This is a genomic window from Epilithonimonas sp. (genome assembly GCF_032054305.1).
Lineage (GTDB): Bacteria > Bacteroidota > Bacteroidia > Flavobacteriales > Weeksellaceae > Epilithonimonas.
The window spans coordinates 191,161-209,236 of record NZ_DAMBSX010000003.1; the positions used below are offsets into that span (position 1 = coordinate 191,161).

Annotated in this window: 13 protein-coding genes; 7 read left to right on the top strand and 6 right to left on the bottom strand. The window is 36.0% G+C overall.

Going from position 1 to position 18,076, the window contains the following annotated elements; genetic code table 11:
* Positions 1-73: 73 nt before the first annotated feature.
* From RTX21_RS07715 to folE, 4 genes are all read right to left on the bottom strand, one after another.
* Positions 74-1,225, bottom strand: a complete 1,152-nt coding sequence (locus RTX21_RS07715) for a T9SS type A sorting domain-containing protein (protein ID WP_312766626.1) — start codon at positions 1,223-1,225, stop codon at positions 74-76.
* A gap of 115 nt (positions 1,226-1,340) precedes the next feature.
* Positions 1,341-2,810 carry a cysteine--tRNA ligase gene (gene cysS / locus RTX21_RS07720; RefSeq protein ID WP_312766627.1) on the bottom strand — a complete coding sequence of 490 codons (1,470 nt, stop codon included), beginning with the start codon at positions 2,808-2,810 and terminating at the stop codon, positions 1,341-1,343.
* Positions 2,811-2,916: 106 nt separating this feature from the next.
* Positions 2,917-3,393: a hypothetical protein gene (locus RTX21_RS07725; RefSeq protein WP_312766628.1), complete on the bottom strand. Its 477-nt coding sequence runs from the start codon at positions 3,391-3,393 to the stop codon at positions 2,917-2,919.
* Between the two features lie 2 nt (positions 3,394-3,395).
* Entirely contained in the window at positions 3,396-4,061 is a 666-nt protein-coding gene (folE, locus tag RTX21_RS07730) for a GTP cyclohydrolase I FolE (RefSeq protein ID WP_312766629.1), read from the bottom strand.
* A gap of 180 nt (positions 4,062-4,241) precedes the next feature.
* Here folE and RTX21_RS07735 point away from each other — a divergent pair, with 180 nt between their 5' ends.
* From RTX21_RS07735 to pyk, 5 genes are read left to right on the top strand one after another with little or no spacing between them, the layout of a single operon-like run.
* Positions 4,242-4,481 (top strand): acyl carrier protein, encoded by a 240-nt coding sequence (locus RTX21_RS07735; RefSeq protein ID WP_002976354.1) that lies wholly within the window; start codon positions 4,242-4,244, stop codon positions 4,479-4,481.
* 24 nt (positions 4,482-4,505) lie between these two features.
* Positions 4,506-5,753: a beta-ketoacyl-ACP synthase II gene (fabF, locus tag RTX21_RS07740; RefSeq protein WP_312766631.1), complete on the top strand. Its 1,248-nt coding sequence runs from the start codon at positions 4,506-4,508 to the stop codon at positions 5,751-5,753.
* Between the two features lie 9 nt (positions 5,754-5,762).
* Positions 5,763-6,530: a ribonuclease III gene (gene rnc, locus RTX21_RS07745; RefSeq protein WP_312766633.1), complete on the top strand. Its 768-nt coding sequence runs from the start codon at positions 5,763-5,765 to the stop codon at positions 6,528-6,530.
* Positions 6,505-6,978: an IPExxxVDY family protein gene (locus tag RTX21_RS07750; RefSeq protein WP_312766635.1), complete on the top strand. Its 474-nt coding sequence runs from the start codon at positions 6,505-6,507 to the stop codon at positions 6,976-6,978. The genes rnc and RTX21_RS07750 overlap by 26 nt, the downstream gene beginning before the upstream one ends.
* Positions 6,971-8,416, top strand: coding sequence for a pyruvate kinase (pyk, locus tag RTX21_RS07755; protein WP_312766637.1), 1,446 nt, complete (start codon positions 6,971-6,973; stop codon positions 8,414-8,416). Before RTX21_RS07750 ends, pyk begins: the two co-directional genes overlap by 8 nt.
* 79 nt (positions 8,417-8,495) lie before the next feature.
* On the opposite strand, the gene RTX21_RS07760 is transcribed toward pyk, so the two are convergent.
* Positions 8,496-10,562, bottom strand: coding sequence for a S8 family peptidase (locus RTX21_RS07760; protein WP_312766640.1), 2,067 nt, complete (start codon positions 10,560-10,562; stop codon positions 8,496-8,498).
* 61 nt (positions 10,563-10,623) lie between these two features.
* Positions 10,624-11,337 (bottom strand): hypothetical protein, encoded by a 714-nt coding sequence (locus tag RTX21_RS07765; protein ID WP_312766642.1) that lies wholly within the window; start codon positions 11,335-11,337, stop codon positions 10,624-10,626.
* A 151-nt stretch (positions 11,338-11,488) separates the two neighbouring features.
* Here RTX21_RS07765 and dnaE point away from each other — a divergent pair, with 151 nt between their 5' ends.
* Both dnaE and RTX21_RS07775 read left to right on the top strand, forming a co-directional pair.
* Positions 11,489-16,144, top strand: a complete 4,656-nt coding sequence (gene dnaE / locus RTX21_RS07770) for a DNA polymerase III subunit alpha (RefSeq protein ID WP_312766644.1) — start codon at positions 11,489-11,491, stop codon at positions 16,142-16,144.
* A 204-nt stretch (positions 16,145-16,348) separates the two neighbouring features.
* A complete protein-coding gene (locus RTX21_RS07775) occupies positions 16,349-17,899 on the top strand; it encodes a GEVED domain-containing protein (RefSeq protein WP_312766646.1) in 1,551 nt (516 codons plus the stop codon).
* Positions 17,900-18,076: the final 177 nt, after the last annotated feature.

Genomic DNA, 18,076 nt, shown 5'->3' on the forward strand with positions numbered 1-18,076 from the left:
TTCTTTGCTAAAATAAAAATACGGTTTAACTTTCGTTAACCGTATTTTTAAATTATTTATGATTAAAAGTAAACTATTTAACAATGATTTTCTTAGAAACAATGGTTTTACCATTTTCGGATTCTACATTTACCACATAAACACCGGAAATTAATTTATCTAATCCAATTCGGTTTTCAGAATTGGAAATATTGGTAATTGTTTGATTATAAACCAAATTCCCAGAAGCGTTGTAAACTTTCACATTGGCATTTCCTTTTTGGTTATTGGCGATTCTGACATTCACAAAACCTTCGGAAACTTTTGTCGGATAAATATCATTTTTATTAATATCAATCGCAACTTTATTAGATTTCAAAACATAAGAACTTCCGAGGTCATAAACTGGCATATCCAGATTGTTGTTCATCTTTTCTGCCTGCAAAGTTTCGAGATTCAAAGTATGGAAAACGCCGCCTTTTGCACTGGCCAAAATGATTTTTCCTTCAGAATTAACCGCAACGCCATTAATTGAAAAATTGTTAGGCAAAGATTTTATTTTTCCTATGAATTTCGCCTTCATATCATTCAAAGACATTTTGAAGACACTTCCAAAAGCTGAGAAAATGTAGAAATTGTTATTATCATCCGCAATCATATCGCCTCCGAAACCTGTTTGCATTTTGCTCAACAGATTTTCTCCATTTCCGGAATCATCTTTCACGATTCCCAAATCTGTGACCGAATATTTTCCGTCTTTATAAAAAACCTTCAAAAGCTGAGCACCGGAATTAGAAAGTGCATAAACGTTTCCGTCTGTTCCAATTGTCATTCTTGAAAACTGCGAACCTGTGTCGCAAGAAGTGGGATTGGAAAGATTATTTTCTACCAGAATCACATTCTTTGTTTTGGAATCGAGGACATAAATATTAGAAGAAAACAACGGCATATAAATTAAATTCCCTCTTGAATCTACGGCTAACGTTGCCATTTGATTGGCGAGCGCATTGCCATTCGATTTTTTGTCCTCGGTAATCTCGCGGTTTTGTTTTGTGGAAAATACGATTGGCTGTTCTGATGCCGATAAAATGACTTTCTGTGTCATTCCTTTTCTTGAATCCAAAGCTCTGAAATCCTGAAAAACAATATTCGAGGTTTCTTTGCCTGTGAGCGCCAACAAATCCTGCTGTCCAAAAGCTAATGTTCCGATTGACAACATTAATAAAGAAGATAAAGTTTTTTTCATAGTTGATATTTTAAATTATTATGACTAAGTTACTTATTTTTAGAATACAAGATTAAATTCCACAAAAAAACCTTCCATTTTTATGAAAGGTTTATAATATTTGGTTTTTCTCTGTTTAATTCAGTACATAAGTTGTTCCCTCTCGTCCATCCTTCAGCTCAATTCCTTTTTCAAGAAGTTGGTCACGGATTTGGTCTGATAATTCCCAATTTTTAGATTTTCTGGCTTGATTTCTCAAATCAATTAAAACCTGCAAAGTCTGGTCTAGCTTATCATTATTAGATTCTTCAATAGTTTCCAATCCTAAAACATCAAAAACAATAGAATTAAGGAATTCTTTCAAATCTTCATAATATTCTGTAGAAATGCTTTCTTTACCCAGTTTTGAAGCCGAAATAAACTTCACAGCCTCAAATAAATGAGAAATCAAAACCGGACTATTGAAATCATCCGTCAAAGCCTCCAAAACCTTTTCTTTCCAATTTTTATAATCAAAAGAAGACGTTTCTACTCCTTCTACCTGAACTTGAGTATTAAGGATTTTCACAGCTTCCATCAATCGATTGAATCCTTTTTCACTGGCTAACATCGCATCATTCGAAATATCTAAAACACTTCTATAATGTGCTTGTAAAAAGCAAAATCTCAACACGCTTGGATGAAAAGCCTTCTCAAAGAAATCGTTATTTCCGGTAATCAATTCCATTGGAAGAATGTAATTTCCGGTGGATTTACTCATTCTTTGCCCGTTCATTGTCAGCATATTGGCGTGCATCCAATATTTCACAGGTTCTACGCCGTTGCAAGCTTTCCCTTGAGCAATTTCACATTCGTGATGCGGGAATTTCAAATCCATTCCACCACCGTGAATATCAAATTGGTCACCCAGATATTTGGTGCTCATCGCAGTACATTCCAGATGCCAGCCAGGAAAACCTTCTCCCCAAGGCGAAGGCCATTTCATAATATGTTCCGGCGATGCTTTTTTCCAAAGGGCAAAATCTTGTGGATTCTTTTTCTCGCCTTGTCCATCCAAATCTCTTGTATTTGCGAATAATTCCTCGATATTTCTTCGGGAAAGTTCACCGTAATTAAGACCTCTTGCATTGTATTCCAAAACATCGAAATAGACAGAACCATTACTTTCGTAAGCAAAACCTTTTTCAACCAAAAGTTTTGTTAATTCTAACTGTTCGATGATGTGACCCGTTGCAGTCGGCTCAATGGTTGGAGGAAGCAAATTGAATTTCTTCAAAACCTCATGAAAATCGACCGTATATTTTTGTACAATTTCCATCGGCTCCAATTTTTCCAATCTGGATTGTTTGATGAATCTGTCATTATTGATATCGCCATCGTCCGTCAAATGTCCGGCATCGGTAATATTTCTGACATATCTGACTTTATAGCCAAGAAACTGAAGACTCCTATAAATGAAATCGAAGGACAAAAAAGTTCTCACATTTCCCAAATGCACATTGCTGTAAACCGTTGGTCCGCAGACGTACATCCCGATATTACCTTCTAATATTGGTTTGAAAACTTCTTTTTCGCCTGAAAGCGAGTTGTATATTTTTAATTGCATTGATTTTAATTAATGATAAATTATAGGTGATAAAATGATTTAAAATATTGATACAATACATCAACAACAGATAATTGTTGTTATGAAAATTTTGTTCAAATGTTTTTTAAATTTTATCATTATTAATGTTTATTACATTAGATTTTGCATAACAAATATCATCTATTAATATTAAAGTATTTTTATAGTATTGAGTCAACACTCTATTACCACCAAAATTATAATACTGAGCATTTTTTGACATTAAATCGAATAATTTGATCTCAATTTTTTTTATGTCAATAAATTCTTCTTCTAAATCTTTAATACTTAATAAATCTCCTTCATTTAAATCAACCTTGTTAAGCTCATTTCTATGAAAAATATTAATTAGTAAATCATAAATATACTCTGTAAAAATTTCAACTTCATAACTACCATTCTGTATGTTGTATTTTACTAATATTTTTTCTTTTGAAAATGGAAATATTTCAATAAAATTAAGATTATTTTTAATTAGCAATAAGCTTTCAGAATAAAATATTTCGTGATTAAATTTTTCTGAAATTATGCTAATATTTTTCCTTATAATTTGAGGAATCACTTTTAATCAAATTTTGCGTGACTTCCTACATAATGCAAGAACTCTTGTCTTGTAATTGGATTCGTTCTGAAAATCCCGCTCAATTCTGCGGTAATCGTAGAACTTGCTGTATCTTTAATTCCTCTGCAATTCACACAAAGATGTTTTGCATCGATAATACAAGCTACATTATTGGTTCCCAAAGCATCTTTCAACGCATCAACAATCTGCATTGTCAAACGCTCCTGAACCTGTGGACGTTTTGCATAGTAATCCACAATTCTATTAATCTTTGACAAACCAATCACCTCACCATTAGAAATATAAGCAACGTGAGCTTTTCCTATAATCGGCAAAAAGTGATGTTCACAGAAAGAATAAACTGTAATATCTTTCTCAACCAGCATTTGGCGATACTTGTACTGATTTTTGAAAGTAGATACACCTGGTTTATTTTCAGGAAGAAGACCTCCAAAAATCTCGTTCACATACATCTTTGCAACACGTTTTGGAGAATCTTTCAAAGAATCATCTGTCATATCCAATCCTAAAGTTTGCATAATCTCAGCAAAAAGGCCTTCAATTTTCTTAACTTTTTCTTCTGGCTTTAGCTCAAAAGCATCCGCCCTCAAAGGTGTGTGGTCTTTACCTGTGAACAAATCATCGTCATTATCAGGAAAATGTTCCATAATATCATTATATAATAAGTCGCAAAAATAAACAAAATTTTGCACCCTATACAGAGTAAATATAAAGATTTGATTATAAAAAGAATAGATTTAGAAGTAGTTTAAAAAACTAAAAAAAAATTGATTTGATTTGAAATTTTATATATTTGCACCAAATTAACATAATTAAAAATAAATACTATGTCAGACATTGCATCAAGAGTAAAAGCTATCATCGCTGATAAGCTTGACGTTGAAGAAACAGAAGTAACTCCAGAAGCTAGCTTCACTAATGATTTAGGAGCTGATTCTTTGGATACTGTAGAACTTATCATGGAATTCGAAAAAGAATTCAACATTCAAATTCCAGATGATCAAGCAGAAAAAATTACAACTGTAGGTCACGCTATTGCTTACATCGAAGAGGTTGTAAATAAATAATATTATCTAGACAGAAAAAAATTTATGGAATTAAAAAGAGTAGTTGTAACCGGTTTTGGCGCCATTACACCAATCGGAAATAATGCGAAAGAATACTGGGAAAACCTTAAAAAAGGAGAGAGCGGAGCCGCTCCCATTACTCTTTTTGATTCCACTAATTTCAAAACTAAGTTTGCCAGCGAGGTAAAAAACTATGACCCTCTCAATTATTTCGATAAAAAAGAGGCGAAAAAGATGGATAGAAATTCCCAGTTCGGGCAAATTGCCGCAAGGGAAGCTATCGCTCACAGCAGACTTATCGAAGATAATGTGAATAAAGATCGTGTAGGTGTTATCTGGGGATCGGGAATCGGAGGTCTAGAGACCTTTGAGGCAGAAGTTCTCGGTTTTGCTGAATCTAATGGTATTCCGAGATTCAATCCTTTCTTTATTCCAAAAATGATTGCGGACATTACGCCTGGAAACATTTCTATCGAATATGGTTTCCATGGTCCCAACTACACAACCGTTTCTGCTTGTGCTTCTTCTGCCAATGCTTTGATTGATGCTAAAATGCTGATCAATCTAGGCAAAGCGGATATCATTGTCTGTGGTGGTTCGGAAGCTGCTGTTACAGCAAGCGGAATGGGAGGTTTCAATGCGATGCATGCACTCTCTACAAGAAATGATGATCCAAAAACAGCTTCCAGACCATTTGACAAAGACAGAGATGGATTTGTTTTGGGAGAAGGTGCCGGCTGTATCATTCTGGAAGAATATGAGCACGCAAAACAGAGAGGAGCAACGATCTATGCAGAATTAGCTGGTGGTGGAATGAGCGCAGATGCGCATCACATGACCGCACCACATCCTGAAGGACTTGGCGCTTATCTAGTAATGAAAAATTGCTTGGAAGATGCTGGTGTAACTGCCGATGAAGTAGACCATATCAATATGCATGGTACATCTACTCCACTGGGAGACATCGCAGAATCTAATGCAATCGCAAAATTATTCGGAGAGCATGCCTACGACATTCAGATCAATTCTACAAAATCCATGACCGGACACCTTTTGGGTGCAGCAGGTGTTATCGAAGCTATTGCTGCTTTGCACACTATTATCCACGGTATTGTTCCGCCAACCATCAATCATTTTACCGATGATGAAAAAATCGATAGTAGACTTAATTTCACTTTCAACACAGCTGTTGAAAAAGACGTTAATATCGCTATGAGTAATACTTTTGGTTTCGGAGGACATAATGCTTGTGTACTTTTCAAAAAAATATAATATGTTTTTATGGAGTTGAAAAATTATTTTTCTAAATTCCTTCCTAAAAACAGAATAAAACTTTCGGAAAAAGACATCATTTTTCGAAAAAAAATCTCAGAAATAGTTGGCTACAACGTCCATGATTTGGAAATTTTCAAAGAAGCTTTCTCTTTAAAGTCTTCTTCGAAGAGCACGAATAAAAAAAATTACGAACGTCTAGAGTTTTTAGGGGATTCTGTTTTAGGAACCATCATTTCCTGTCATCTTTTTCAGACATATCCTAACGGAAATGAGGGTTATCTTACCCAGATGAAATCCAAGATTGTTAACAGAAAGAATCTTAACAAATTAGGTGATGACCTAAAACTTAGTCATCTTCTGCAATCTGATATCAGCCAGACCATCCTTAGTGAGAATATTTCAGGCAATCTTCTGGAAGCATTGATCGGCGCTATTTATCTGGATATAGACTATGAATTCTGCAAGAAGATAGTCTTAGAAAGGATTCTTACACCTTCTACCATTAATAAGCTGGAAAACAAGATCATCAGTTACAAAGGTCTTTTGCTGGAATGGAGCCAAAAGAAAAAGATTCCGATCAGATATGAGACCTGTGAGGAATTTCAGCCAAATAAAGTAATTGTATTTCGTTGTCATGTATGGCTGCAAAATGAGAAAATTGCAAATGCCGTAGAAACCTCAAAAAAGAAAGCTGAAGAAAAAGCAGCTCAAAGGGCTTTTTATATGCTAAGCAAAAAAGAAAATATTATTGAAAATCAAAAAACAATATCTTAAGCTTGAAGTAGATCATACAGAGATCTCCATTGGATTGATAAGGCTTACAAGACCAATCCCAGAGCACGAATTGTTTTTTTTCATTAATAAGGCCAATCAGTTCCAATTCAAAAGGATCAGTGATATCTTTGTCAAAGGAGAGTATTTTGACTATTATTTTTCCAGATATCAGGCCTATGATAAAGCTACCAAGAACTGCTATAGTTTTATTTCAAACAAATCGATTCTGGCGGTAGAAAAAAAAGCACAAAATCTACTTTTTTCAGATGAATCAAATATTAAATATTTACTAAATCTACACGAAGATGTGGATTACCTTTTAATTAATTCTGATATATTTGGGGATTTTTCGTTAATTTTGCTCCCGGAAAATTTCGCGTTCCATATTCAGGAATATCCATTGAGTTCTGAAGAGGAACTTTATCAATTAATTCAATATTATGAATAAAAACCTAAAAAAGACAAAAATAATTGCAACACTGGGACCTGCTACTTCTAGCAAGGAAACGATGATACAGATGATACAAGCTGGTTGCGATGTATTTAGAATAAATTTTTCACATGCCGATTACGAATTGGTAAAAAGAAACATTGATCTGATTCGTGAGATCAATAAAGAATATGGCTACTCCGTCTCTATTTTGGGAGATCTGCAAGGTCCAAAACTTAGAGTTGGTGTCGTGAAAGAAGGTTCATTCCTTAATCCGGGAGATGTTTTGACGTTTACTAATGAAAAAGTGGAAGGAGATGCTACAAAAGTTTATATGACCTATGAGAAGTTTCCTCAGGATGTAAAAGTTGGAGAAAGAATCCTTATCGATGATGGAAAATTGGTATTTGAAGTTATCGAAACCAACAATGTTGATACAGTAAGAGCCAAAACGATACAAGGCGGACCTTTGAGTTCTAAAAAAGGCGTGAACCTTCCTAATACGAATGTTTCTTTACCTGCACTTACAGAAAAAGATATAGAGGATGCTAACTTCATGCTCGATAACGAGTTTGATTGGATAGCCCTATCATTTGTGCGTCATGCACAGGATATCATCGATCTAAAAGAATTGATGGCAAAACATCCAACAAATAAGACAAAAACCCCTATCATTGCTAAGATAGAAAAACCGGAAGGTGTTAAAAACATCGACCAGATCTTGATGGAATGTGATTGCCTTATGGTTGCGAGAGGAGATCTGGGAGTAGAAGTTCCTATGGAGCAAGTTCCTGTTATTCAGAAAAATCTTGTAAACAAAGCAAGACTTTACGCCAAACCTGTTATCATTGCTACTCAGATGATGGAAACGATGATCAACAGTTTAACTCCTACAAGAGCGGAAGTAAATGATGTTGCCAACTCTGTATTAGATGGAGCTGATGCTGTAATGCTTTCTGGAGAAACTTCTGTTGGGAAATATCCTGTAGATGTTGTAAGAAACATGGCGAAGATCGTAAAGAATATCGAGCAAACTCCACTTTATGCAAAATTAAACCACGTGATCGAAGAAAAGATCAATTGTGTGGATGAGAGATTCATTACCGATAAAGTTTGTCGTTCTGCTGTTGATATTGCAAAATCTACCGGATCTGAAGCAATTGTAACGTTAACAAGCTCTGGTTACACAGCTTTCCAAATATCAGCACACAGACCTTCTTCTCATATCATTGTTTTCAGTAACAACAGACGTGTGATCACGATGTTGAATCTTTTGTGGGGCGTAAGAGCATTCTATTATGACATGCAAAAATCTACTGACGAAACTGTGATCCAAGTCAATATGTTGACCCATAATTACGGTTTTGTAGAGCAAGGAGATTTTGTAGTGAATCTGAATGCGATGCCAGTTAATAATGGAGGAAAAACAAATACTTTGAGGTTATCTACTATCTAATCAGATAAAAAGATTTCAATAAAACAAAAAGACACCAAACTTAGATTTGGTGTCTTTTTTATTTTAAATCGTTATAAGATTATTCTTTGATAATCTTCTTAGAAATAATTCCTGATTTTGCTTTTACTGTGATGATGTAAACAGAACTTGGGAATTGACTCAAATTAATAGTTTGAGATTTTTCTTTATCTTGAGTTTCAAAAACTAATCTTCCATTGGTATCGAAAACCGCAATTCTTTCTACTTCGTTTTGAAGTTCGATTTTCACAATATCTTTTGTTCTTGTCGGATAGATTTTGACTTCTTCTTTTTTCAAATCATTAACAGCCATAGTAGCTATCTTCTTTGTACCAGTTGCAACCAAAGCAAAATCTTGTGAAGCAGGATTTCCGTCTTGATCAACAAGAGAGTTTTTGCTACTTACTTCTATTCTATAAATCCCGGCAGTTGGAGTATCTATGACAATTTGTTCAACATTATCTACGGTATTATCTCCTGTTGTAGCATTTGCGGCAGGATCATTGATATCCAATCTCCACGGATAATAAGTTGTGCCAGAACTTACCTCCACTACTCTCAGATCCAGATCATTCACAAGCCTGGAAGCGTGATTATTCTGCATATCATCATCTGTTGTAAAAGGTACGGCAGCAGGATCTACCCAAGAGATACTTATTTTTAGAGGTTCCGAACCTGTAGCCTGTATTTCTTTAGTGAATACATTTCCTGACTGCAGCGTATTTCTATTAAAAACGGCGTCCTCTGTTAATCTATTTACAAGCACCTGTGCAGCTTTCTTAGCATCTACAAGTCCCCATCCATACCAAACGTCGGGTCCAGGTCTTCCTGCTTCATTGGCTGTATGAGTTAGTAAAACTTTCATTTCATCAGCTTTGAAAATAAATGTACTGTTACTTTGTAAATTCCTTTGAACCTGGGTCAATGCTCCGGCAATTCCACTGACTACTGCCGCAGAATAAGAAGTACCCAAAGAAACCAAATAAGAATTATTGACACTATTAGAGGTATAATTTGGCATGATCATATTCACACCCACAGCCACTAAATCTGGTTTAACAGCACCATCTTTTCTTGGCCCAGCACTTCCGGAAGTATATTTTACGACATCAGAGGATTGTGTATATTTTTGACCTGCGGTGGTCAATTGATTTACAGCACCCACAGTAAGAATATTTTTAGCCAAAGAACCATAACCTATACAATTATAGCCAAGGCTACAATTGGCAGGCGGCAGCTCATCTCCTGAAGCAAATTGCACCCAATTCCCAGCGACCGTATCATATCTATATTTTACAGAAGACGCATTAGGACCAATCCCATAATAATTGCCGGTTGATTTTATAATGATCTGCTGAGGTTGCGCATAAACGATCTTATCAAAATTTTGGTCATTGGTACCATATGTCCCGGAATAAGTATCCAGATGGCTAAAGTCATAATTACCATACCAATAATATGTATTAGCAGCTCCAGGTTTGTTCCAGCCATTATTAGCACCATAAGAGTGATTGGAAATATTGAGGTCCGATAAGCTGGTAAGTTTTTCAAAATTATTACCTAAAGCAGTAGCCGTGAACAAATAATTATCTGTAGTTGCCTGAGGTAAAACTCCTTTTGCATTAGATTTTGGATAAGAGACACTGCTTTGGGTGAAGTTTCCCGTGGCGGTTCCATTACCTATAATTACACCTGTTACATTCGTAGTGTGTGCACTCTTTGCTAAGGTAGAAGCTTCTTTATTTACAGCCCGGGTTGTTGTAAATTGTTCATGAGTATCGTGTACTCTACCCTCATCAAAGATTGTTATCTTCATGCCATTTCCAGTAATAGCAGAAACGCCTGACACAGTTCCGTTTTGCAGTTCATCAACGTTAGCCGTTGCATTCGCTCCAGTTTCTTCCGCCGAATAAAATACTGGTATAAACCCTGTAAAACCAGCAAGTCTGCCTTTGAGACTATCTCTATCTTTTTCGGAATATCTTCCTGTATTATTTAGAAAATATTGATCAAGTTTCTTTTCGTTTTCCAAACGTTGTTGTTTGAAATCATTCTTTAATTTAAGATTCTGGGCATTAGAAAAATAAAACACAGACAAAAAACTTATACTGAATAAAATTCTTTTCATTATCGTTATTTTCCGCAAAGATAAAAAATACTTAATTGAAATACATTTATAAGTATATTAACTATTTATTTCTGAATTTTTTAAAAGTTTCTTCAAAGTGAAGTTTCAGATTCCCGATATCTTGTTCATCACAAAAACCATATTTCAGAATATTTCTGGTATTAAAGGTCCGCAACGAATAATATAAAAATGAATTGATCTCAGAAAAGTTCAACCCTAATGAAATAAAATAATCATCTTTCAGATTGTCTCTAAGCCATTCTACCAGATCCGTTATCGTCCATTTATTATTAATTTTCCCAAAACTGATTCCTTCCCCAACGGGCTGAACAAATTCCCCGGATTTTGCGTTCAAAATTTCTGCACTGGAAGGCGCTTTAAAATAAACCTTCAAATCATTATTAAGTGTGACTTTCTTTTTATTTTCATCGAATAATTTAGAATCTTTGCGAAGATTTCCACTCAATTGCTTCTTGACTTCAACTTCTTCTATTTCGATGGCTAATTTTTCTATATTAATGAGTAATTCATTATAATTTTTAATATTAATCACTTTACGTTCGTAACCCAATTTTATAAACCGAAGTTCATTGCCAATATTTGCAGTAATCGAAAATTGCCCTTTAGAATCAGAATAAGTTTTTTCCTGAGAATTAATATTGATAACCAAAACCTGACTCACAGATATAGAATCAGAAATAATTCTTCCTCCAATCTGTTGAGAAAAAATGAAGTTTAAAATGAATAAAAGTGTAATAGATAAAAGTTTTTTCAAAGGCTACTTTTCTTCAAAATTAGATTTAATTATGACTGATAAAAGAGATTTAACCAGCATTAACTTTTTTATGAACAATTAACAAAACCAAATTTTGCAGGCATTTTTTTTCTCTTATTAAAATCTTAACTTTACACAAAATTCTTTTTAGATGTATTTAGTTTTCGATACAGAAACAACAGGCTTACCCAAAAACTTCAATGCTCCGCTTTCAGATTCAGACAATTGGCCAAGAATGGTCCAGATTGCCTGGCAGATCCACGATGACAATGGAAACCTAATCGAAAATCAAGATTACATCATCAAACCAGAAGGTTACGACATCCCTTTCAACGCGGCGAGAATCCACGGAATTACGACTAAGATCGCGAATGAAGAAGGGCGTGATTTGCAGGAGATCTTGGAAGAATTTTCTAAAGCTCTGGAAAATGTAAGAGTCGTTTCCGGACACAATGTAGAATTTGATTACAACATTGTCGGAGCAGAATTTTATCGAAAAAATATCAAAGATAATCTTCAGGAAAAGCCAAAAGCCGACACGATGATTTTGGGAACAGATTATTGTAAACTGGAAGGCGGACGAGGCGGAAGATATAAATCTCCAAAACTAGAAGAACTTTACGAAAAACTATACGGACACAAATTTGATGAAGCGCATAATGCAGCAGCCGATGTGAATGCGACTGCGCAAGTTTTCTTCGAAATGATGAGAATCGGTGTGATTCCAACTGAGGTTTTGAAAATCAATGAAGCCCAATTAAAGGAATTTCAATCGCTTCATCCGAATCCGATAAAACCATTCGGAATTGTCATCAGAAGACAAGTCGCAAGTTTCAATAATAAAAAGAAGCAAGTTGACATTACGAATATCGATGAGATCGATCTGGGTAAATATTTTCATTTTGATAATCACAGTGTTTTCTCGACTTTGACTGCGACAACCAATATCAATGACCTCATCAAAAAAGCAAAAGACGATAATTTCTCAGCAGTTGGGATTGTCGATATTGGGAATATGATGGGCGCCTTCAAATTTGTGACAGCGGTGGAAGGAGCCAATTCTGCAGTAACAAAAAAGCATAAAGAATATTTGGCAAGAAAAGCTGAGGCAGAAGAAAAAGGCGAGGAATTCAATGAAGAAGAACCAGATTCCAATCAGCTGATTCCAATTGTAGGTTCAGAATTTTATATTTCGGACAGATACGAACAAAAACAATTTACCAAAGACGACCCGGACAGAAGAACGCAAGTTGTGCTTCTGGCAAAGGATTTTAACGGTTATAAAAATTTGGTCAAATTATCAAGTATCGGTTTCCAGAAAGGATTTTATTTCGGAGTTCCGAGAATCAGCAGAGAGTTGATCGCACAATATAAAGAAGGATTGATTGCTTTGACATCCGGAATCAATGGCGACATCCCTAGCACAATCCTGAACATCGGGGAACAAAAAGGAGAAGAACTGTTCCAATGGTGGAAAGAGGAATTTGGCGACGATTTTTATGTTCAGATCCAAAATCACAATCTGCCGGAAGAAGAGCATTTGAATGAGGTATTACTTCAGTTTGCAGACAAATACAATGTGAAGATCCTCGCTCAGAATGAGACTTTTTATACTGATAAAAGCGATGCGAACATTCAGGACATCTTAAGTTGCATCAAAGACGGCGAAAAATTATCAACGCCTATCGGAAAAGGCTTCGGAAAAAGAAAAGGCTTGACGACGGATGAATATTATATTAAAAATGCGGAAGAACTGAAAGCCGCTTTTCTCGCTTATCCGGATGCTTTCGAAGCGTATGATGAGTTTTTGGCAAAATTCAAACCTTATACTTTGAAGCGTGATGTTTTGCTTCCGAAGTTTGATATTCCTACAGAATTCATCAATCCGGAAGATGACATCGATGGTGGAAAACGTGGAGAGATGGCCTATCTGACTTATTTGACTTACGAAGGCGCAAAAAAAAGATATAAAGAAACTGGAATCACACCAGAAATCAAAGAAAGACTTGATTTCGAATTGGAAGTTATTGCCAACACAGGTTACCCAGGTTATTTCCTGATCGTTCAGGATTTTTGTAATGAGGCCAGAAAAATGGGCGTTTGGGTTGGTCCCGGTCGTGGTTCCGCTGCTGGTTCGGCGGTGGCTTACTGTATCGGAATCACCAATGTTGACCCGATCAAATACGATCTACTTTTCGAGAGATTCCTGAATCCGGAAAGGGTTTCCATGCCCGATATTGATATCGATTTTGATGATGAAGGTCGCGATAAGATCATCAAATGGGTGGTTGAAAAATACGGTCAGGAACAGGTTGCCCAGATTATTACTTACTCAGTTTTAGGGGGAAAATCTGCAATTAAAGATGCAGGTCGGGTTTTGGATGTTTCGATTCCGGAAACCAATATGATTGCGAAATTAATTCCGCCAAGCCCCGGAATGAACATCGCCAAAGCCTTGACCAAATATGACAAACTGAAACCAGAAGATCAGCAATTAGTTGATGAGATGAAAGCCATTCTGAATGACCAGAATGACTCCAGATTTTCGGTTTTGGACAGTGCAAAAAAAATGGAAGGCTGTATCAGAAACACCGGAATCCATGCTTGTGGCGTGATTATCACACCAGAACCTGTAAGCAATCTGGTTCCGATAACGATTGCGGCGAAAGATGCAGAGATTTTGGTTTCCCAGTTCGATAACTCGGTGGCGGAGGATGCCGGTCTTTTGAAAATGGATTTCTTAGGATTAAGAACCTTGACCATTATCAAAGATGCGGTGAAACTTGTCAAAGAACGTCACGGAATAGATATCGACCCTGATGCAATTCCGCTTGATGACGCAAAAACTTATCAACTATTTAAGGACGGACGAACCATCGGGATCTTCCAATATGAAAGCCCCGGAATGCAAAAATATATGCGTGAACTGAAGCCGACGGTTTTCGCCGATCTGATTGCAATGAACGCTTTGTACCGTCCTGGTCCTATAAAATATATCCCGAATTTCATCAACAGAAAACATGGAACCGAGGAGATCATTTACGATTTGCCGGAACTCGAAGAATATCTGGAAGAAACTTACGGAATCACTGTTTACCAGGAACAGGTAATGCTTCTGTCTCAAAAACTCGCCAACTTTACCAAAGGTGAAGCCGATACTTTGAGAAAAGCGATGGGTAAAAAGCAGATCGATGTCCTTAATAAAATGTACCCGAAATTCATCGAAGGTGGAAGAAAAAATAATCTCAACGAAGAACGATTAGAAAAAATATGGAATGACTGGAAAGCCTTTGCAGAATACGCTTTCAACAAATCCCACTCCACTTGCTACGCCTGGATTGCTTATCAAACTGCTTACTTAAAAGCCAATTACCCCGCTGAATACATGGCGAGTGTGATGAGTAACAACATCAACAATACGGCCTCTATCACAATGTTCATGGAAGATTGTAAAGCAATTGGCGTGGATGTTTTAGGACCGGATGTGAATGAATCCCAGTATAAGTTTTCCGTTAATGATAAAGGTCAGATTCGTTTCGGACTTGGTGCTATCAAAGGAATTGGCGAAGGTCCGAGTGAAGCGATCACCAAAATCCGGGAAGAGGGAAAATTTAAAAACATATATGATTTCTTCGAGAGAATTCCACCTTCACAAGTCAATAAAAGAGTTGCTGAAAGCTTGATAACAGCCGGTGCTTTTGACGAACTGGACTCTTATCATCGCGGCCAGTATTTTGACATCGATGCTTCCGGAAGAACAAACATAGAAAGACTTTCCCGATATGGGCAAAGCTTTCAAGACAGTAAAAATGAGATGGATAATTCGCTTTTTGCTGATTTTGCCGAGGAAGTTCAAATCGAGCAACCTAAACTTTTGCCATGTGCGGAATGGCCAAATATGCACAAGCTGAATAAAGAAAAAGAGATCATAGGGTTTTATCTTTCTGCACACCCTTTGGATGAGTTCAAATATCAGTTCCAATTCATGCAAGGTGTTCTTTCGAAGAAAGCTGTCCTCGAAGAAAAAAGAGACGATCTGCCTGTTTTGGAAGAAGTTGCTCCAATTTTAGAAAAAGACAGTTCTCCTGATGAAGAAGTTCCAGACATTGTAGTTTCCGACGATTCTGGACTAGAGGAAGAAATCATCGAAGAATCCGCAAAAAAAGCTGAGCCGAAAGGGAATTTCAACTTCCTAAATCTGGATGAAGTGGAAGCTTTTAAAGATTTGGCATTCCCTCAAAAAACAGCAGAACTGTTTGAGGAAAAGAAAAGTTGGAAAGACAAGATGAATGAAAAAGACAATACTAAAGAATATACTGTCGCTGGATTGATCACAGAATATCGTGTTGCAGACGGTTTCCGAAGTGGAGAAAAAGTAGCTTTTGTAATGCTGGAAGATTATACCGGCTCCTACTCTTTCCGATTAGGCGACCGAGATTATATGAAATTGAAAGATAAATTGGAGGTTCAACGATTTGTGATTATGAAAATCAAATACTCCCAGGGAAAAGATGGACGTGTTTTCGTCAATGTGAATGAAGTTTTGGAATTGAAAGAAGCTTTTGAAAAATTTGCTAAAAGTTTATCAGTTGTCGTTCCATTAGATTCATTAAGACAAACAGACATCGAGTTTTTCCGAGAAAATATCATTCAAAATCAAGGCGAGCAAAAACTCAATTTCTTTATCAAAAACCCTGAAGATGAATCTGTTCTGGAAGTTGTATCAATGCAACACAAAATTAATATCAATGAAAATTTATTAGAGCTTATTCATCAAATCAACAATTATGAAATATTTCTGAATTAACTCAAATTACCACTAAATAATAGAAAAAATTCAATAAAAAAATCTATTTAATTAACTTTAAATAGATTTTTTTATTATCAAATCGAAGCATTGATTATGAATTCCAAATTAATTATTGAAATAAAATGAAAAAAAATAAATTTATAACCCCAAATAATATAAATAATGTTCTATATTTGCTTGAATTCTAAAAATTAATCAATTATGAAGAAACTTTTACTATCGTGCTTTTTAGCACTTGGAATTGGAGCAAATGCCCAATACAACTACACAGCAGATCCTACTACGGATGCTAATTTGATTTATTTTGCCGCTACTCCGACAACAACAACTGGTTGTGTTGGGGGAGGTCTTTCACAAACAGGTAATGCTACCAATACGCAAATTGGAGCAGGCATCAACCTAACTACCCTAACTGATAGTGATCCGTTGCAAACTAATAACGGACAAGCAGCTACGGTTACACTTTCTTACAAGAAAACAGGAACTGGTGCAGGTACTTTATACTTGGTATATTTTGACACAGATGCTGGCGGAACTACTTGGGGAGTTAATACTATTGCAAGTGCTTCAATAACATCTAGTACAGTAACAACATGTACAACTCTAACAGGAACAATACCCGCCGGAACACTGAAACTGGACGGCTCTAAAGATTATGCTTATGGATATTTCTTTGTTAGAAGTTCTGGAAACTCAACAATTGTAACCGCTGATTATAAAATTGTTCAGAACGTTGTAACTACCGCACCTTCATGTACAACTTTTACATCTCCTACTAATGGTGCCGTCATATCAGCTGGGCAACCATCAATCACATGGACAGCTGCACCTACTGCAGTAGATTACAAATTAACAATTGGCACCACTTCTGGAGGAAGTGAAGTATTCAATGGAACAGTAAGTGGCACCTCATATGCTTTCCCTGCGACTGTAAATACAACATATTATGCCAAAGTAGTACCATCTAACCTATCTGGTGACGCTACAGGATGTACAGAGATAACATTCAGCACGAACAATACGGTTTCATATTGTACAGCTAGCGGCCCTGCAAGCGCACAATACGACAAAATAACCAATGTTACTTTTGCCAATATCAACAACACCTCTCCAGGAAGCACGACGCCTTACCCTCCAGGATACGAAGACTTTACTTCTGTTGTTGGGAATGTAAATAAGGAAAGTACTTATGGTCTTGTTGTGAAATCGGATAGAGTTTATGCTGGGGACGTTATCCGTGCATTCATAGATTACAATAATAATGGAACTTTTGGTGATGCTGGAGAATTAGTCGCTACGATCAATGTTACAGCAAATTCAACTGCCTACACTAGTGCAACTACTAATATTGCCATTCCTGCAACTGCAACAGAAGGAACAACACGTATGAGAGTACTAATCTATGACAGCACTGCAACATTCACTTCAACTTTAGCCACAACAGGTTGCGGAACTGCCGCTTATGGACAAGTTGAAGATTACACTTTAAATATTGCAGGCCCAGTAATGGCTGTTTCAGATGTAAATAAAGGAGGAGTGAAAGTATATCCAAACCCATTCATTGATGTCCTTAAAATTTCTGATGTGAAAGGCGTGAAATCGGTTTCTATAAATGATGTATCAGGAAGAGAAGTTAAGTCACTTGCTCCGGCAGCTGAACTTAATCTTTCTAACTTGAAATCAGGATTATACATTGTAAACCTTAAAATGGATGATGGAAGCGTAAAAACTTTCAAAGCAATCAAAAAATAATTTAAAAATTATTTATAGTATTTAAGCCACTCAATTGAGTGGCTTTTTTTTACGCAAGACTCAAGGCAATCAATATTATTTACAATAATTATATTATTTTTTCCAAATCAATAAAAAAAATATAATACATACTTACAACTTATTCAAAATAATCATTAGATTTGCGATAAGTTAAAC